The organism is Acidibrevibacterium sp. (genome assembly GCF_049965395.1).
Taxonomy (GTDB): domain Bacteria; phylum Pseudomonadota; class Alphaproteobacteria; order Acetobacterales; family Acetobacteraceae; genus Acidibrevibacterium; species Acidibrevibacterium fodinaquatile.
Map to the genome: position 1 here is coordinate 1 of NZ_JBMFWJ010000018.1, position 15,326 is coordinate 15,326.

Below are 15,326 nucleotides of genomic sequence, written 5' to 3' on the forward strand. Positions count from 1 at the left end.
GGCATGGCGGGCTCCTCGGAATTTCCGAACGCGGATTCTCATGCGCATATCGATCAACAATTATTATGCGCATGTGCTTGCGCATGGCAAGCCCGCATCGATCTCGCGCTTGGCCGGCGAGGGGTCGTGCAGGCGCCGGCGCCAGGGAATAAAAGTTTTTTCGTTCTTTTTTTCAAAAAAGAACATTTTTTCTTTCACATTCCCTCCGCCGCCAGCGCCGCAAGCCGCGCCCGGCGGGCATTGATCAGGCGGCGGCCGAGGGCGATCATCGGCCGCTCGATGGCGTGATAGGTGCAGAAGGCGCAGAGACAGGTCGCGCCGGTGACCGCAAGCCAGCCGCCGGCATAGGCCAGGATCGCCGCGAGACCGCCGGCCCCGGTGTGGAATAGATGCGGGAAGCGCCCAGGGAGAAGCTCGATCGCGGCATAGTGGATCAGATAGGCGCTGAAGCTGATTTTCCCGACCCAGGCGACGAGCGGATTGACGAAGAGGCCGCCCGGCGCGGCGCGCGAGAGGGCGAGGACGAAGAGCGCGAGCGGCAGGCTGGCGGCTTGCGCGTGCCCGAGCGGCCAGCCCGCCTCCCCCGCCCATTGCGGCACCGGGGCCCAGGCGAGCGCGAAGAATCCCGCCAGCGCCAGGCCGGCGATGGCGCCGGCGAGGTGCCTCGGGATGATCGCCGCTGGCCGCAAGAGGAAGAACACCATTGTGCCGAGCGCGAAGACCGGCAATTGGTTGGGAAACCAGAAATAGAGAATGTCTTCGACGGCGCGCATCGAATAGCTCCCGCCCCACAGGACGAAGCCCGCCCGGTTGGTGAGGATGGCAAACAGCAATGCCGCGAGCGTGAAGACGATCGCGCGCCGGAGCGAGGTGATGAGAGAGGCGATGAGCGGAAACAGGGCGTAGAAGGTAAACTCCACGCTGACGCTCCAGCCGCCCGGGATCACCGACCATTGGCCCATCACGGTCGGCGCGGTCAGCGGGTGCCAGAGATTGATGAAGCCATAGGCGGTGAGGAATTGCCCGAGGTCGAACCCATGCGCCGGCGGGTCGAGCCACCAATAAAACAGGCCGCCGAGATAATAGGCCGGCAGAATGCGAAAGACGCGGCGGAGGAAAAACGCGCCGATATCGGCTCGCCCGCGCCGCGCGACTTCGCCATGCCAGGAAAGCAAAAGCGTGACACAGCTCGCGAGAAAGAAAAGCTGCACCCCATGCCAGCCGAGGACGGTGAGGCGATGGACCGGATACGGCAGTTCAGGATAGCTGAACGTGAGATGGCAGGTGATGACGAGCAGGATGGCATAGCCGCGGACCGCGTCGATATAGGCGAAAACCGGATGCTCGGCGCCGCCTGTTTCCTCCGCCATGCGTTCATTCCCCCTTCACGTTGCGCGAGGATAAGCGATAAACCGACTATCTTCCAATGTCGCGCGAGTGTTTCGTGATCCTGATTTTCGAGATGACCTGGCGCGCGCGCGCGCATGTTCCCGGCAATGCCGCGACCATCGACACCATCGCCCGCGCCTTTCCCGACCAAAAGATTCGCGTGTTCGCCGAGGCCGAGCATCTCGACGGGCTCAGGGCTCTGCTTGAGCCGCGGAATTTCGGCGAAAAGATCGAGTTTTTCCCTGCCGCCGACCCTGCCTATCTCCAGGGCAAGACGCATATCGTCTCCGCCCGCCGTTTCGCGCGCGAGTTCGCAACATTGCGCCAGGCGCTGGCCGGCGCGCCGGCGGGGGAACACCTGTTCCTGTTTCTGCTTTCCGCGACCTCGACCGCGATTTTCGCCGTCGCGCTGCTGGCCCGGCGCGAGCGCCGAATCAAGGGCGTTCATATCGGGCTGCATGGTAATCTCAACGAAATCAGCGGCTGGCGCTCGCGCAACCCGATCGTCCGCGCCTTTGACCTCCGCGCGGCGCTCGCGGCGCCGCTTGGGAACAAGCTCCGCTTTCTGGTCCTCGAAGAGGCGATCCGGCGGGAACTCGCGCGGATTTTGCCGCGTGCTGGGGCGCGTGCCGATGTTTTGTCGCTCCCGGTCAATCTCGGCGAGGTGGCAAGTGCGCCGCCGCCTTTTGCCCCGCCTTGGCGCTTCGGCCTGATCGGCCAGGCGACGCGCGACAAGGGGATCGAGGTGTTTCTCGAAATCGCCCGGCGGATGAAGGCGCGGTTTGGCGAACGCGTCGAATTCTACGTCATCGGCATGATCCGCCATGACGCCGATCAGGCGCCGTTCGCCGTGCTTGCCCATCCGCCCGATCATGGCGGCCTCTCGCGCGCCGATTTCACCGCCCGGCTGGCCGCGATGCATTACATCCTGATGCCGCTCGCGCCGCGCTATTACGCGCTTTCGGCGAGCGGCGCGGTGATCGATGCTATCACCTGGCGCAAACCGATGATCGGCTTTCGCCTGCCCATCCTTGCCGATCTCTTCGCCCGCTTCGGCGATCTCGGCATCCTCGTCGAGAACACCGACGCGATGGCGGACGCTGTCGCCGCGCTGATCGAAACTCCCGATCAGGCAGGCTATGCCGCCTGGCAAGCCGCCCTCGGTGCGGCGCGCGCAAGCCGCGATCCGGCCGCGCTGGCCGCCGGCTATGCCGCGTTGGTCGCGGAAAAATTCCCTGACTTCGGGTAGAAAATTTTTTGCTTCTTTTTTATAAAAAAGAAGCGCTTTCTTGTTCTTTTTTGAAAAAAAGAACCAAAAAACTTTTCCCCTTTACGCGATCCAGGATTCCGCGCCGCCCTGGGTGAAATGTACGCCGCCCGCCTCGCCGCCGGCGGCGCGGAGCGCGCGCAGCACCGCCATGCGGCGCGTCGGCGGCACGATGAACATCATGAAGCCGCCGCCGCCGGCGCCGGAAACCTTGCCGCCGATGGCGCCGGCGGCGAAGGCTTCCTCCAGCAGGCGGTCGATCGCGCCTGTGCTGATCCCGGCGGCGGTGGCCTTTTTCGCGCGCCAGGAGCGGTTCAGAATCTCCGCCATGTGCGCAATCTCGCCGCGCAGCAGCGCGAGCTTCATCTCGATGGCGTCACGCTTGAGCCGATGCAGGTTCTCGAGCGCGGCGCCATCGGGGAGGGCCATGTTGCGCTGCTGCTCGGCGATGATTTTTTCCGACGCGCGCGACACACCGGTGAAACAGACCACCATCGAAGCCTCCAGCTCGTTCAGCATCGCCGGCGCCACCCGCAGCGGGTTGACGATCACCCGGTCACCGGGAAGAAACTCGATGAAATTGGCGCCGCCAAACGTCGCCGCGTATTGATCCTGCTTGCCGCCGGCAAGGCCGAGATCGATCCGCTCGATCTCATAGGCGAGATGGGCGATGTCATAGGGGCCGAGCGGGGCCGCGAGCCGCGCGACGAACGCTTCGACGAGGGAGACGACCAGCGCCGAGGAGGAACCGAGGCCCGAGCCCGGCGGCGCATCGACGAAGGAGGTGAGGCGGAACGGCGCCATCCGCCCGCCGGCGTGCTCTGCGATCATCCGCCGCGCGACCCCGGCATGAAGCGCGAGGCGGGCGCCGGCGAAGGTCACGTCATCGGCCGCGAAATCCTCCTCGATGCCGAGATCGGGGGCGAGGAAATGGCTGCGCCCATCCGCCGAGGGCTCGATGAAGGCATAGGCAAAGCGATTGATGGTGATGTTGAGCACGGCGCCACCATGCGCCTCGCTATACGGGTTGAGATCGGTGCCACCGCCGGCAAGCCCGAGGCGAAGCGGGACGCGCGCGCGCACCACTGCGCCGGGGGCGGGTTGCGAGGTCGCGAGCATGGTCAAACCTCCGCTTCGGGGGTGAGAGAGGCAAGATGGGGGGCAAGGAAGGCGAACAGATCGCCGCCCGGGAACAAAAGCCCGCGCACGCCGGCCGCAGCGGCGGCGGCGAGATCGCTTTCCTTGTCCCCGACGAGAAGCGCCCGGGCGGGATCGACCTCCCAGGCGCGCATCAGATCGAGGATCATCCCCGGCCCGGGCTTGCGCCAGTCGCTTTCGCGACGATAGGCGGCAACAGACCCCTCCGGGTGGGTCGGGCAAAAGCGGATATCATCGATATTGCCGCCGGCGCGCCGCAGTTCCGCGACCATCCAGGCGTGCAGATCAGCGACCGCCGCCTCGTCGTAGAAGCCGCGCGCGACGCCGGCCTGATTGGTGACGACGAAGACATGAAAGCCGGCTTCGGTCGCCGCTCGGATCGCCGCCGGCGCGCCCGGTATCCATTCGAACCGCGCGCGCGTGCCGACATAGCCGTGATCGACATTGATCACCCCGTCGCGGTCGAGAAAGAGGGCAAGGCGGTGCAATTGGCGAGGGATTTCGGCGGCGGCGCGGGCGAGATCGGCGGGGATGCCGATGTCGCGGAAATAGCCGCGTGCGACCATCCCGCGCACCGCGCCGCGCGCCGCCAGCGCCGGCAGCACGTCGCGCTCCAGCGAACAACGCGGCGTGAGATGCGCAACGATCTCGCGAGACATCAGATAGAGGCCGGCATTGATCAGCCCCGGACCCGCCTGCGCCGGCCGCTCGGCGAAGGCGGTGACGCGCTCGCCTTCCAAGGTGACGACGCCATAGCGGCTGGCATCGGGGATGGCGCGCAGCACCATGCGCGCGAGCCCCGCCGGCGGCGCGCCGAGCAGAGGGGCGAGGTTGCAGTCGAACAAAGAATCGCCGTTGCACAGCAGAAACCGCGGCGCCAGCAGGTCGCGCGCGTGAAACACCGCGCCGCCAGTGCCGGCGCGCTCGGGCTCTTCCGAGACCGTGATGCCGACCTCGCGCGGCAAGGTGCGGCGAATTGCCGGGATGGCGTCGCGCAGCCGCTCGGCGAGATGGCCGGCGAGGAGAACGAAATCATCGATGCCGAAGCGGATCATCTCGCGCATCAGCCAGGCGAGGAACGGCCGATCGCCGATGGGAAGGATCGGTTTCGGGGTGGTCTCGGCGAGCGCACCAAGACGGCTCGCCATCCCGCCGGCGAGAATCACGCCTTGTCGGATCACGGGTTCGTCCATGGCGGCGGGCTAGCGGCTGATCGCGGTGCAAAAAAGCCGCGCCGGAGAGAAATAATTGATTGAGATCAAGACGCAGTCGTTTCCGGTTGGTATAACGACGTGTCCCGATATTTTTCCAGACGAGCCTGCTTTCTCGCAAGTATTTGAAGGAGACATTGCGGCGTTGGGCGCTGGCATTAACTTGATTTGCCTTCTCATGTTATTACGTCTGTTGTCCAGAGAATGCGAAATCCACGGTCCACGCGGGGCGCGGACCGCAAGCGGGGGGTGATCGTAACCGGAGATTAACCATTGGCCATGTATACACGCTTGCACATGTTCAAGTTCCCTTCGCTGTCTGGGATGGTCGTGCCGTTTGCCGCCCGCGGCGAGCCCGGCCGCAAGCGGGAACGGCGCGCCCTCAGCCAGGTGGGTCGGCGCGAGGCGCCGCTGCCGTGGAAATTCGCCCTGCCGCTGATCGTCGCGCTTTCGTTCCTGCTTTGGGCGGTGATCATCGTTGCCGCCGAACGGCTGCTGAGCGCAATCATCTGACCGCAACCGTCTCCAGCCAATTCAGCGTCGCGGCAAGCCCCTGGCGCAGCGGCACCGGCTCGCCGAGCCCGAGCGCCGTCCGCAATGCCTCCGGCGCGCCGAGGGAGTGGCGGATTTCGCCTTTACGCGCCGGCGCGGGGCGGATATCGGCCGCGCGCCCGCAAAGGCCGGCGATACTCTCGGCGAGATCGCGCACCGAGGTCGCGCACCCGGTGCAGACATTGAAGACCGCGCCCGGCGCGACCCGTTCGCCCCGCAATTGCCGCATCGCCGCGGCAAGGGCGGCGACGACATCGGCGACATAGACGAAATCGCGCGTCTGCCCGCCATCGCCGAACACCGCCACCGGTTGCCCGGCGCGCAGCCGGTCGCAAAAAATCGAAATCACCCCCGAATAGGGCGAGCGCGGATCCTGGCGCGGGCCATAGACGTTGAAAAAGCGCAGGCCAAGGGTTGGGATACCGTGCACGTGGCTCGCCACTCGCGCATGGTGCTCGCACCCGAGCTTGTCGGCGCCATAGGCCGAAAGCGGCCGCGTCGCGGTCTGCTCGGTGATCGGCAAGGCCGCCGCATCGCCATAAACCGCGGCCGAGGAGGCATAAACCACCGGCACCGGCGCCGGCAGGGTGCGGAGCACCTCAAACAGCGTGATCAAGCCGCCGAGATTGACCTGATGCGTCGCAAGCCAGGCCTCGATCCCGCGCTCGACGGAGGCGATGGCGGCGAGATGAAAGCAGCCGGCGATGCCCTGGGCGGCGCTTCGCATCAGCGCGGGGTCAGTGATCGAGCCTTCGATGAAGGTGACCCCCTCGGGCAGGTTCTCACGCCGCCCGGTGGAAAGATCATCGACCACCCGCACCCGGTGCCCCTCGGCGAGCAGGGCGGCGACGAGGTGCGAGCCGATGAACCCGGCACCGCCGGTAACCAGATAGGTCTCGCTCATACCCCCTCCTTTACCGCGCGCGCCGCGGCACCGCCGAATAAATCGTCATAGGCGGAAAACATCGCCTGTTGGTCGAAAACCTGCTCGGCCCGCGCCCGGTTCGCCGCCCCGATCGCCGCCCGCGCCGCCGGCTCGGCAAGGAGGCGCGCGATCGCCCCGGCCAGTGCGTCCGCGGCCAGCGGCACGACATAGGGCGCGTTCTCCGGCGCCAGCATCGTCCGCACATCACCGACATCGGTCGCCGCGACCGGCAACCCGCTCGCCATCGCCTCCAGAACCGAAAGCGGCATCTGCTCGGTATCCGATGACACCGCAAAAACATCAAAAAACCGATAAAGTGCTGCGGGTTCGGCGACCGCGCCGGTGAAATGGGCGCGCACGCCGCGCTGCGCTGCCTCCGCTTCCAGGGCTGCCCGCGCCGGCCCGTCGCCGACGATGACGAGCAGTGGCACCGGCGCCGGCAAAGCGGCGCAGGCGGCGATCAGGCGGGAAAGATTTTTCTCCGCCCGCAGCGCCGCGACGGTGCCGACCACCGGCGCGCCATGCCCCTCCCAGGGCGGCATCCCGCGCGGGCCGGGGGCGAAGCGGGCGAGATCGACCCCGTTTGGCACATAGCGCAGCCGCCGCCGCGGCAGCCGCCAAATGTCGGTCGCGATGCGATAAAGATTTTCCGAGGGCAGCATCACCGTCGCACGGCGGAGAACGAGGCGCCGCAGCCAAATCCTGCGCCGGAGCTGCCGCGCCCGCTCCTCGGGGCCGAACCCGTCCTCCATGTGGAGATGCGCGACGCCGGCGAAGAGATTGGCCATCGCCCACTCGATCGTGCCCCAGTTGCTGGTGACCAGAAGATCGGGGCGGAGCGCGCCGAGCAGCGCCCGGATGCGGCGGAGATTGGCGAGCGTTTCGCCCTTTTGCAGCGGATTTTCGACGAACGTGACATCGAGCCCAGGTGCGAGCCGGGCGCGGCATTCGGTATTGCCGTCCATTGCGAAGATCATATGGCGATAGCGGGTGCCGAAATGATTGGCGAGCATCGCAAAGCGCATCTGCGGCCCACCGACCGCGAAGGTCGAGAACACGTGCAAAAGACGCGGCGGCGTCATCGCGCCGCCGCGCCAAACGCCTCGGCGAGGAAGGTCGCGCGATCAGCGACCGGCTGCCAGCCGAGCGCTTCCTTCGCATCCGTGCAGTCAAACCGCGCGCGCAGGCCGCGGGAAAGCAGATCATGAAAGCTCGGCGCCGCCGCGCGCCGCCCACCGAGCCGCTTGATCAGCCATTTCCCCCGCTCGATCAAGAGGAGGCGAAGCGGCGATTGCGGATGAAAGCGAAGCGGCCGGCCGAGTGCTGCGGCGAGGGCTTCGGTATAGTCGCGGGCGCTGAGCCGGACATCGCCGACCAGGTTGAAAGCGCGCCCGCCGATCCCCCGCGCCGCGCAGGCGCTAGCGATCGCCGCCGCGACGTCGCCGGCGAGCACGAGAGGGAGCGGGTTGCGCCCGTCATTCCAGCCGAGACAGTGCTGTTCGTTGTTATAGACGCCGAGCCCGCTATGAAACGGCGAGGTGCCGGCCCCGACCACGAGGCCGGGGCGGAGGATGACGATCTCCAACCCTTCGCGCCCGTTTTCGGCGAGCAAAGCGCGATCGCAGATCGCCTTGGCGCGGGCGTAATCGGCGCGCTTCTCGGCCTTGGGGTCGGGCGGGGTCGCGCCGGTTACTGGCGCTGCTTGCGGGCCGAGATAGAGCCCGGCGATCGAGCCGATATGGACCAGCCGCCGCACGCCACGGGCGCGGCAGACCGCGGCCACCGTCTCGGCGCCGCCGACCATCGCCTGGCGGATTTCCGCGAAACTACCACCGCCGCCGCCATGGGCGAGATTGACGACCACCGGCGCCGCGCCGATCGCTTCCGCCACGGCCGCGGCGTCATTGATGTCGCCGCGATGAAGCGACACCGCCGGGTCGTGAAAAATCGCCGGCAGATTGCGGATCGAGCGCGCCATGACGGCGACCCGCTTGCCGTCTGCGACCAAGCGCGCGACCAGGTGCCGGCCGATGAACCCGGTGCCGCCGAGCACCGCGACATCGGCCGCGCCGTCACCCGCGGGCTCGATCGCCGGCGCCGGCGAAGCCGGCGGGAAAACCGCCGCGATCCGCTCGCAGGTCGCAACCAGCGCGGCACCGAAAGCGCCATCCAGCGGCGGTTGCGCGCCACTCGCCAGCGCCGCGTGAAAGGCGGCGATGCTGCCTTGCATGCTGAGAAAGAACGGGTCGCTCGGCCGGCGGAGCCGCAGCATCGCAAGCCCATAGGCGGCGAGATTGCCGAGACTGTCGCGGGCGGTCTCTGCCGCGAGATGCGTCCCCGACAGCGCATGATCGAGGGCGTCAAGCCAGCGCGTCCGCCCCTCGCGGGTGTAGCGATTGGTGAGGATATCGGCGGTGAGCACGCCATCATCGCCAACGACGCTGATCCGCCATACCGGATAGGACTGCCCGACCGCGAAATGGAGCTGCGCCGGAAGCCGCGCGCCGGCGAGCGAGACCTCGAGGGTGGGGAAGAAATCCACCCCCGGCGCGAGTTCGAGGCCGGCCCCGGCGAGCGCCCGCACCTCACCGATCGGGCCGGCGAGCGTGGCGATCTGCGAGAGCGGATGCACCGCTTGTTCGAGCAGGATGTTGCCCGGCGCCTGGAACATCCAGTGGCCGAATTGTCCCGCCGCGAGTTGGCGGAGCGGCACATGATAAAGGCAGCTCATAAACCGCGGCCGCCCGATCTCACCCGCGGAAAGCGCCCGTCGGAGGCGAACAAAGGCGGGGTGGTAGACGAAATTCTGATTGACGCCGAGCGCAACCCCGCATGCCGCCGCGCGTTCGACCAAGCGCTGCGCGTCAGCCGCCGTGGTGGCGAGCGGCTTTTCGAGCAGCACCGGAATGCCGGCCGCGATCAGCGGTTCCGCGACCACGTGATGAAGCGGCGGCGGCACCAGGACATGGGCGGCATCGATCCCACCGACCGCCAGCGCTGCCTCGACCGAGGGAAACACCGCCGCGGTCGCACAGGCGCGCGCAAGCCGCCGCGCTGCCGCCTCGTTCGGATCGATGACGGCGGCAATCGTGAAACCTTGGAGGGATTTCAGGGCATCCGCATGGACGCGGGCGATATAGCCGGCGCCAACCAGGGCAATGCGTTTCACCGTTTGCGGGCTCGTTTCATGTCGTTCTGTCGGTTCGTCGCGTCGGTTACCGCGCCGCGCCGGGCGGCGCGGCGGTGAGACCATTATTCCATACCGATAGCAAATTCGGCATTAATGGCATCAGGCGGCCGGCGCAATCGCGGCCACATGGCGGAGGCATGACGATGCGGGGCGAAACCGGCTGGCGGGGGGCGTTCATTGTCGGGATTTTCTGTCTCATCGCCTCGGGCGCGGCCCAAGCGCGCACGCTCCTCGTCGGGCCGGGGCGTCTCCTGCATCTCCCAAGCGGGGCCGCCGCCATTGCCGCGCCCGGCGACCGGATCGAAATCGACCCCGGGGTTTACGAGGATTGCGCCGTCTGGCGCGCCGATCACCTCACCATCACCGGCGCCGGGCCGGGCGTCGTCATCGAAAACCGCATCTGCCAGGGCAAAGCGATTTTCGTGACCGAAGGCACCGCCATCACCATCGCCCACCTCACCCTCCGCCACGCCCGCGCCCCCGAACATAACGGCGCCGGCATCCGCGCCGAGGGCGGCGATCTCACCCTGCGCGCCGTCCGTTTCCTCGATAACGAGGACGGCATCCTCGCCGCCGCCGCCCCGCGCGCCACCATCCGCGTCGAGGACAGCGTGTTCGAGGGCAACGGCGTCTGCGCCCCGGTCTGCGCCCATGGCATCTATGTCAACGACCTCGCCAAACTTTCCGTCATTCGCTCGCGCTTTTTCGAAACCCATGACGGCCATCACGTCAAATCGCGCGCCCGCGTGACCGAGTTGATCGGCAACACCTTGACCGACGGACCGCGCGGCACATCGAGTTACCTCGTCGATCTGCCCAATGGCGGCGCGCTTCTGATGCAGGACAACACGCTCGAAAAAGGCCCGAAGACCGAAAACGCCGGCACCGCCATCGCGATCGGCGAAGAAGGCGTGACGCACCCCGACGGCACCATCACCGTCACCGGCAACCATTTCACCAATGACGGCCCGACCGAGACGGTGTTCGTGCGCAACCTCTCCCCCATCCCGGCCCGGCTTCGGGGCAATGTTTTCATCGGCAGGGTCATCCCCCTGATCGGACCCGGGGAAAGTGAATAACGGGGAAAAAGTTCTTTTTTGAAAAAAAGAACCAAAAAACTTTTATCCGTTTTCTAGAGTGACAGTGCCATCGGCACTGTCACAGCAGGAAAAGTCTTTTTGCTTCTTTTTCTGAAGTCAAAAGAAGAGTCTTTACTTTACGGCGTCGCCGCGCCTTGGGTCTCGACATAGAGGCTATAGACCGAGGTGCTGGCGCAAATGAACAGCCGGTTCCGCTTGGCGCCGCCGAAGGTGAGGTTGGCGGCGGATTCGGGGAGGTGGATCTTGCCGATCAGATCGCCATTCGGGGCATAGCAGCGCACGCCGTGCTCGCTCGCCGCCGCCCAGCCCATGCTGCACCAGACATTGCCGTCGCAATCGGTGCGCAGGCCATCGGTGAAGCCTGGGGCGAAATCCTCGGCGAAAACCCGGCTCTTGCGGAGCTTGCCGCTGGCTGCGTCGGCATCGAAGACGCGGATATGGGCGGGCCCGCCCTCGGTCGCGCCGCTATCGACGATGTAGAGCCGCTTTTCATCCGGCGAAAAGGCGAGGCCGTTCGGCTGCACGAAATCATCCGCGACCACTTTGGCGCGCCCGGTCGCGGGGTCGAGGCGATAGACATTGTGCGGCAGTTCGTCTTCCCCCTTATTGCCCTCGTAATGGCCTTTGATGCCGTAATTGGGATCGGTGAACCAGATGCCGCCGTCGGACGCGACGATGACATCATTCGGGGAATTAAGTCGCTTGCCCTCGAACCGGTCGATGAGCACGGTGATCGAGCCGTCATGCTCGGTGCGGGTCACGCGCCGCGTGCCATGCTCGCAGGAGATCAGCCGCCCCTCGCGATCGACGGTGTTGCCGTTGCTGTTGTTCGAGGGGGCGCGAAAGACGCTGACATGGCCATCATCTTCCAGCCAGCGGAGTTGGCGGTTATTGGGGATGTCGCTCCACACCAGATAGCGCCCGGCGCGGAAATAGGCCGGCCCTTCGGCCCAGCGGCAGCCGGTCGCGATGCGCTCGATATAGCCATTGCCGATCAGCGCCGAAAAACGCCGCTCCAGCCGTTCCACGCGGGGGTCGGGATAGACCCAGTCCGCAAGCGGGCCGAGCGGGGCGAAGCCGCGTGTATCGATCATGTTTTCCTCCCAGGTTTGACGAGATCATGGGGAAATTATACCGCAATGGCGCCTGAAGTCAGGATCGCGGCAAAGCCGGAAGGAAAGCAACCATGACGCCGACGCAACCAACACTGGAAGCCATTTTCACCGCCGAGGTCACGGTCGGCGCCGCGATCGAGGTCGGCGCCGGGAGTGTTCCCGGCACGCGGCGACGCATCGTCCCGATCCTCGGCGGCACGGTGCGTGGGCCGCGCATGGTCGGCGAGATATTGACGATGGGGGCGGATTGGCAACTGATCGAGGAAGAAGGGGCTATCACGAGGCTGGTCGCGCGCTACGCCATGCGGGCGAGCGACGGCACGATCATCACCATCGTCAACCGCGCCATCCGGCGCGCCCCGGCGGCGATCATCGAGCGGCTCGCGGCGGGGGACGCGGTCGATCCGGCGCATTATTATTTCCGCGGCGCGCCGAGCTTCGAGGCGCCGCCGGGGCCGCATCGCTGGCTCAGCGAAAGCCTCTTCGTCTGCTCTGGCGCCCGCGCGCCGCGCGCGGTGGTGATCGATGTCTACCGCGTTGCGTAAAGCGGGGCGCAAGAGAGGGAGAAAATTTCTAGTCTTCGGCGCGAAACGCATCGCTGATCCGCCGCAGGCGCCCGGCGCGGTCAACCACGATCACATCGAAGCGCACCCCGGCGCGGCCCCAGCCGGGCTGCGCTGCGAGCACGATTTCGGCCGCGGCGAGCAGGCGGCGGCGCTGGCGGGGCGAAAGCGAGGCCGCGGCCTCGGCAAGGCTCGCACGGGTCTTGACCTCGACAAAGGCGAGCACGCCGGCGCGCTCGGCGATCAGGTCGATTTCGCCGGCGTCGGTCCGCAGCCGGCGCGCGAGCAACGTCCAGCCTTCGGCGAGGAGGGCCGCCGACGCGGCGTCCTCGGCGGCGCGTCCGCGGCGCTCGGCGCGCGCGCCGCGCTCAGCCCGCGGTGACGCGTGGGGGTTCATGGACCGGCGGCGGCGGCACCGGCATGGCATTCGGATAGGGCTTGCCGCCTTTGGCGAATTCCTTGAGGAGAGAAAGCCCGACGCCGAGCAGCACCGGTCCGAGGAAAACCCCGAGCAGGCCAAACCCGATGGCGCCGCCGAGCACCCCGAGCACGGTCGGCAAGAACGGCAGCTGCGCGCCGCGGGCGATGAAATAAGGGCGGATGACGTGATCCAGCCCAGCCACCACGATCACGCCATAAAGCCCAAGAAAAATCGCATGCCCGGTCTCGCCGATGCCAATCTGCCAAAGCGTCACCGGGATCCAGACCAGCGGCGCGCCGATCGGCAAGGTCGCGAGAAAGCCGGCGATCAGGCCGAGCAGCGGCGCCCGCGGCACCGCAGTAAGCCAGAGGCCGCAAAATACCAACACCCCCTGCACGATGGCATTGCCGAGAATGCCATAGACGGTGCCGCGCACGGTCTTGCCGATGACGGCGCGCAGCCGCGCCGCTTGCGGCCCGAACACCCGCTCCAGCGCCGCGACCAGCCAGACCCCGATCTTCTCGCCATGCAGATAGAAGAAAAAGCTGATGAAAAGCGCGAAACCGAAGCCCGCGACGCCATTGGCGATGCCGAGCAGAAGCCGCAAGCCCTCCTCGATGATGGTGCCGAAATAAGGGCGGAAAAACGCCACCATGACGTTGATGTCATCCGCCCAGCTATTCCAGAGATCGCTAAGCAGCGTCCCCGCGATGGGCAACCGCGCGACCCAGGGCGGCGCCGCCGGCAACCCGTTCTGGAGCCCAGCCTGGATCGCAAGACGCAGATGCATGACGTCCTTGCCGCCACCGGGCAAGGCGATGGCGAGCGGCAGTAACACCAGCACCGTCGCCGCCAACACCATGGTCAGCGCGGCGAGCCACGGCGGCAGCCCGAAACGGCGCAGACGCAGATGAACCGGCCAGCTCGCGAACACCAGGATCGCCGCCCAAAGAATGGCCGAAAAAAATGGCGAGAGCACATAAAGGCAGCCCACCAGCAGAAGGCCGAGCAGCGCTACCATCACAATTCGTTCGGCCACCCTGCCTCTCCTTTCGGGGTGCCTTGGCTTATGCCGCCTGCGACGTCCGGATCGCGAGTACGGTGCGAAGTGCGGCGATGAGATCATCCATCATCGCATCGGTATGGAACGGGCCGGGGGTGAAGCGGAGGCGCTCGGTGCCGCGCGGCACCGTCGGATAGTTGATCGGCGTCACGTAAATGCCGAATTCGTCGAGCAGCCGCCGGCTCACCGCCTTGCAGCGCGCGGCATCGCCGATTTCCACCGGCACGATATGGCTCACCGAGGGGAGACGCGGGATCCCGGCCTCATCGAAACGGCGTTTCAGGGTTTCGGCGCGCTCGAAAAGCTTCGCCCGCCGCTCGGGATGGGCGCGGACATAGCGGATCGAAGCGAGGGCAGCGGCGGCGATGACCGGCGGCAGCGAGGTCGTGAAAATGAACCCGGCGGCGGTCGAGCGGATGAAATCGATCACCTCGGCGCGGCCGGTGATATAGCCGCCATGGGTGCCGAACCCCTTGGCCAGCGTCCCCTCGATGATGTCGATCTCACCGGCGACGCCGTCGCGCTCGGCAACCCCGCCGCCTTGCGGGCCATAGAGGCCGACGGCGTGGACCTCGTCGAGATAGGTCATGGCGCCGTATTTGCGCGCGAGCGCGGCGATGGCGCCGATCGGCGCGATATCGGCATCCATCGAATAGACACTCTCGAAGGCGATCAGCTTCGGCGCCGCCGCCGGCGCGGCGCGCAACAGATCCTCGAGATGGGCGAGATCATTGTGGCGGAAAATATGCCGCTTGGCCGGGCTGTGACGCATGCCGGCGATCATCGAGGCGTGGTTTTTCGCGTCCGAAAACACTTCCCAGCCCGGCAGGCTGCCGAGAATGGTGGTCAGCGCGGCGTCGTTCGAGACATAGCCGGAGGTGAACAAAAGCGCCGCCTCCTTGCCGTGGAGATCGGCGAGTTCGGCCTCCAGCGCGTCGTGCAGCGGGCTGGTGCCGGCGATGTTGCGGGTGCCACCGGCGCCAACGCCGTGGCTCCGCGCCGCAGCGCAAGCGGCTTCCCTCGTGACTTCGGCAATGCCCATCCCGAGATAATCGTTGGCAGACCAGACCGTGACATCGCGCTTCTGGCCATCCTGCTCCCATTCATAGACCGGGAAGCGTTCGGCGTTGCGGCCGAGCGGGGTGAAGCTGCGATAGCGGCCCTGGGCGCGGATATCGGCGAGGGCCTGATGGCAAAGCGCGTGAAAAGCGTGCATGATGTTCGTCGGTTACCCCGATTTGCCCCCCGGCCCTGGTCCTTTGGCCCATCCTCACCGAACGCATTTCTCAGTGAACCGATTTCCGGCGGGCGGGCCTTGCGCCCTTCGGCCCCGCGCGGCGTGGCCCTGGCGTCTCGCCCCTATATTCCCTTG

The 15,326-nt window shown here is 66.6% G+C and carries 14 protein-coding genes; 4 read left to right on the top strand and 10 right to left on the bottom strand.

What is annotated here, in order from left to right:
• Positions 1-194: 194 nt before the first annotated feature.
• The gene (locus ACP5M5_RS07440; RefSeq protein ID WP_427936500.1) at positions 195-1,370 is read right to left on the bottom strand and encodes an acyltransferase family protein; all 1,176 of its coding nucleotides are present in this window, start codon (positions 1,368-1,370) and stop codon (positions 195-197) included.
• A gap of 74 nt (positions 1,371-1,444) precedes the next feature.
• Here ACP5M5_RS07440 and ACP5M5_RS07445 point away from each other — a divergent pair, with 74 nt between their 5' ends.
• A complete protein-coding gene (locus ACP5M5_RS07445; protein ID WP_427936501.1) occupies positions 1,445-2,638 on the top strand; it encodes a hypothetical protein in 1,194 nt (397 codons plus the stop codon).
• 81 nt (positions 2,639-2,719) lie between these two features.
• On the opposite strand, the gene ACP5M5_RS07450 is transcribed toward ACP5M5_RS07445, so the two are convergent.
• A complete protein-coding gene (locus ACP5M5_RS07450) occupies positions 2,720-3,775 on the bottom strand; it encodes a hypothetical protein (protein WP_427936502.1) in 1,056 nt (351 codons plus the stop codon).
• A 2-nt stretch (positions 3,776-3,777) separates the two neighbouring features.
• Positions 3,778-5,007: an HAD-IIIA family hydrolase gene (locus tag ACP5M5_RS07455; RefSeq protein WP_427936503.1), complete on the bottom strand. Its 1,230-nt coding sequence runs from the start codon at positions 5,005-5,007 to the stop codon at positions 3,778-3,780.
• Between the two features lie 315 nt (positions 5,008-5,322).
• On the opposite strand from ACP5M5_RS07455, the gene ACP5M5_RS07460 reads away from it, so the two are divergent.
• The gene (locus ACP5M5_RS07460) at positions 5,323-5,538 is read left to right on the top strand and encodes a hypothetical protein (RefSeq protein ID WP_427936504.1); all 216 of its coding nucleotides are present in this window, start codon (positions 5,323-5,325) and stop codon (positions 5,536-5,538) included.
• Here ACP5M5_RS07460 and ACP5M5_RS07465 read toward each other — a convergent pair.
• The 3 genes from ACP5M5_RS07465 to ACP5M5_RS07475 are packed head-to-tail and all read right to left on the bottom strand — an operon-like array spanning position 5,531 to position 9,671.
• On the bottom strand, positions 5,531-6,481 hold the full coding sequence (locus tag ACP5M5_RS07465; protein ID WP_427936505.1) for an NAD-dependent epimerase/dehydratase family protein: 951 nt from the start codon (positions 6,479-6,481) through the stop codon (positions 5,531-5,533). The two genes, ACP5M5_RS07460 and ACP5M5_RS07465, sit on opposite strands and share 8 nt — an antisense overlap.
• Positions 6,478-7,584 carry a glycosyltransferase family 4 protein gene (locus tag ACP5M5_RS07470; RefSeq protein ID WP_427936506.1) on the bottom strand — a complete coding sequence of 369 codons (1,107 nt, stop codon included), beginning with the start codon at positions 7,582-7,584 and terminating at the stop codon, positions 6,478-6,480. Before ACP5M5_RS07470 ends, ACP5M5_RS07465 begins: the two co-directional genes overlap by 4 nt.
• Positions 7,581-9,671 (bottom strand): NAD-dependent epimerase/dehydratase family protein, encoded by a 2,091-nt coding sequence (locus tag ACP5M5_RS07475; protein WP_427936507.1) that lies wholly within the window; start codon positions 9,669-9,671, stop codon positions 7,581-7,583. Before ACP5M5_RS07475 ends, ACP5M5_RS07470 begins: the two co-directional genes overlap by 4 nt.
• 164 nt (positions 9,672-9,835) lie before the next feature.
• On the opposite strand from ACP5M5_RS07475, the gene ACP5M5_RS07480 reads away from it, so the two are divergent.
• Complete coding sequence (locus ACP5M5_RS07480) at positions 9,836-10,771, top strand: hypothetical protein (RefSeq protein WP_427936508.1); 936 nt, start codon at positions 9,836-9,838, stop codon at positions 10,769-10,771.
• Positions 10,772-10,908: 137 nt separating this feature from the next.
• Here the strand turns inward: ACP5M5_RS07480 and ACP5M5_RS07485 are convergent, their stop codons facing one another.
• The gene (locus ACP5M5_RS07485; protein WP_114911182.1) at positions 10,909-11,886 is read right to left on the bottom strand and encodes an SMP-30/gluconolactonase/LRE family protein; all 978 of its coding nucleotides are present in this window, start codon (positions 11,884-11,886) and stop codon (positions 10,909-10,911) included.
• A 92-nt stretch (positions 11,887-11,978) separates the two neighbouring features.
• Between ACP5M5_RS07485 and ACP5M5_RS07490 the strand changes: the two genes are divergently transcribed.
• Positions 11,979-12,452, top strand: a complete 474-nt coding sequence (locus ACP5M5_RS07490) for a DUF3237 domain-containing protein (protein WP_427936509.1) — start codon at positions 11,979-11,981, stop codon at positions 12,450-12,452.
• 28 nt (positions 12,453-12,480) lie between these two features.
• Here ACP5M5_RS07490 and ACP5M5_RS07495 read toward each other — a convergent pair whose 3' ends face one another.
• The 3 genes from ACP5M5_RS07495 to hemA are packed head-to-tail and all read right to left on the bottom strand — an operon-like array spanning position 12,481 to position 15,170.
• Complete coding sequence (locus ACP5M5_RS07495; protein WP_427936510.1) at positions 12,481-12,867, bottom strand: YraN family protein; 387 nt, start codon at positions 12,865-12,867, stop codon at positions 12,481-12,483.
• Complete coding sequence (locus tag ACP5M5_RS07500; protein ID WP_427936511.1) at positions 12,839-13,930, bottom strand: AI-2E family transporter; 1,092 nt, start codon at positions 13,928-13,930, stop codon at positions 12,839-12,841. The genes ACP5M5_RS07495 and ACP5M5_RS07500 overlap by 29 nt, the downstream gene beginning before the upstream one ends.
• Positions 13,931-13,958: 28 nt before the next feature.
• Positions 13,959-15,170, bottom strand: coding sequence for a 5-aminolevulinate synthase (hemA, locus tag ACP5M5_RS07505; protein WP_427936512.1), 1,212 nt, complete (start codon positions 15,168-15,170; stop codon positions 13,959-13,961).
• Between the last annotated feature and the right edge of the window lie 156 nt (positions 15,171-15,326).

What these genes read in the sequence shown, in the direction of transcription:
- ACP5M5_RS07460 (WP_427936504.1), top strand. Translation starts at nt 5,323, where the DNA reads ATGTTCAAGTTCCCTTCGCTGTCTGGGATGGTCGTGCCGTTTGCCGCC.
- ACP5M5_RS07490 (WP_427936509.1), top strand. Translation starts at nt 11,979, where the DNA reads ATGACGCCGACGCAACCAACACTGGAAGCCATTTTCACCGCCGAGGTC.
- ACP5M5_RS07440 (WP_427936500.1), bottom strand. Translation starts at nt 1,370, where the DNA reads ATGGCGGAGGAAACAGGCGGCGCCGAGCATCCGGTTTTCGCCTATATC.
- ACP5M5_RS07480 (WP_427936508.1), top strand. Translation starts at nt 9,836, where the DNA reads ATGCGGGGCGAAACCGGCTGGCGGGGGGCGTTCATTGTCGGGATTTTC.
- ACP5M5_RS07450 (WP_427936502.1), bottom strand. Translation starts at nt 3,775, where the DNA reads ATGCTCGCGACCTCGCAACCCGCCCCCGGCGCAGTGGTGCGCGCGCGC.
- ACP5M5_RS07495 (WP_427936510.1), bottom strand. Translation starts at nt 12,867, where the DNA reads ATGAACCCCCACGCGTCACCGCGGGCTGAGCGCGGCGCGCGCGCCGAG.
- ACP5M5_RS07485 (WP_114911182.1), bottom strand. Translation starts at nt 11,886, where the DNA reads ATGATCGATACACGCGGCTTCGCCCCGCTCGGCCCGCTTGCGGACTGG.
- ACP5M5_RS07470 (WP_427936506.1), bottom strand. Translation starts at nt 7,584, where the DNA reads ATGACGCCGCCGCGTCTTTTGCACGTGTTCTCGACCTTCGCGGTCGGT.
- ACP5M5_RS07465 (WP_427936505.1), bottom strand. Translation starts at nt 6,481, where the DNA reads ATGAGCGAGACCTATCTGGTTACCGGCGGTGCCGGGTTCATCGGCTCG.
- ACP5M5_RS07455 (WP_427936503.1), bottom strand. Translation starts at nt 5,007, where the DNA reads ATGGACGAACCCGTGATCCGACAAGGCGTGATTCTCGCCGGCGGGATG.
- hemA (WP_427936512.1), bottom strand. Translation starts at nt 15,170, where the DNA reads ATGCACGCTTTTCACGCGCTTTGCCATCAGGCCCTCGCCGATATCCGC.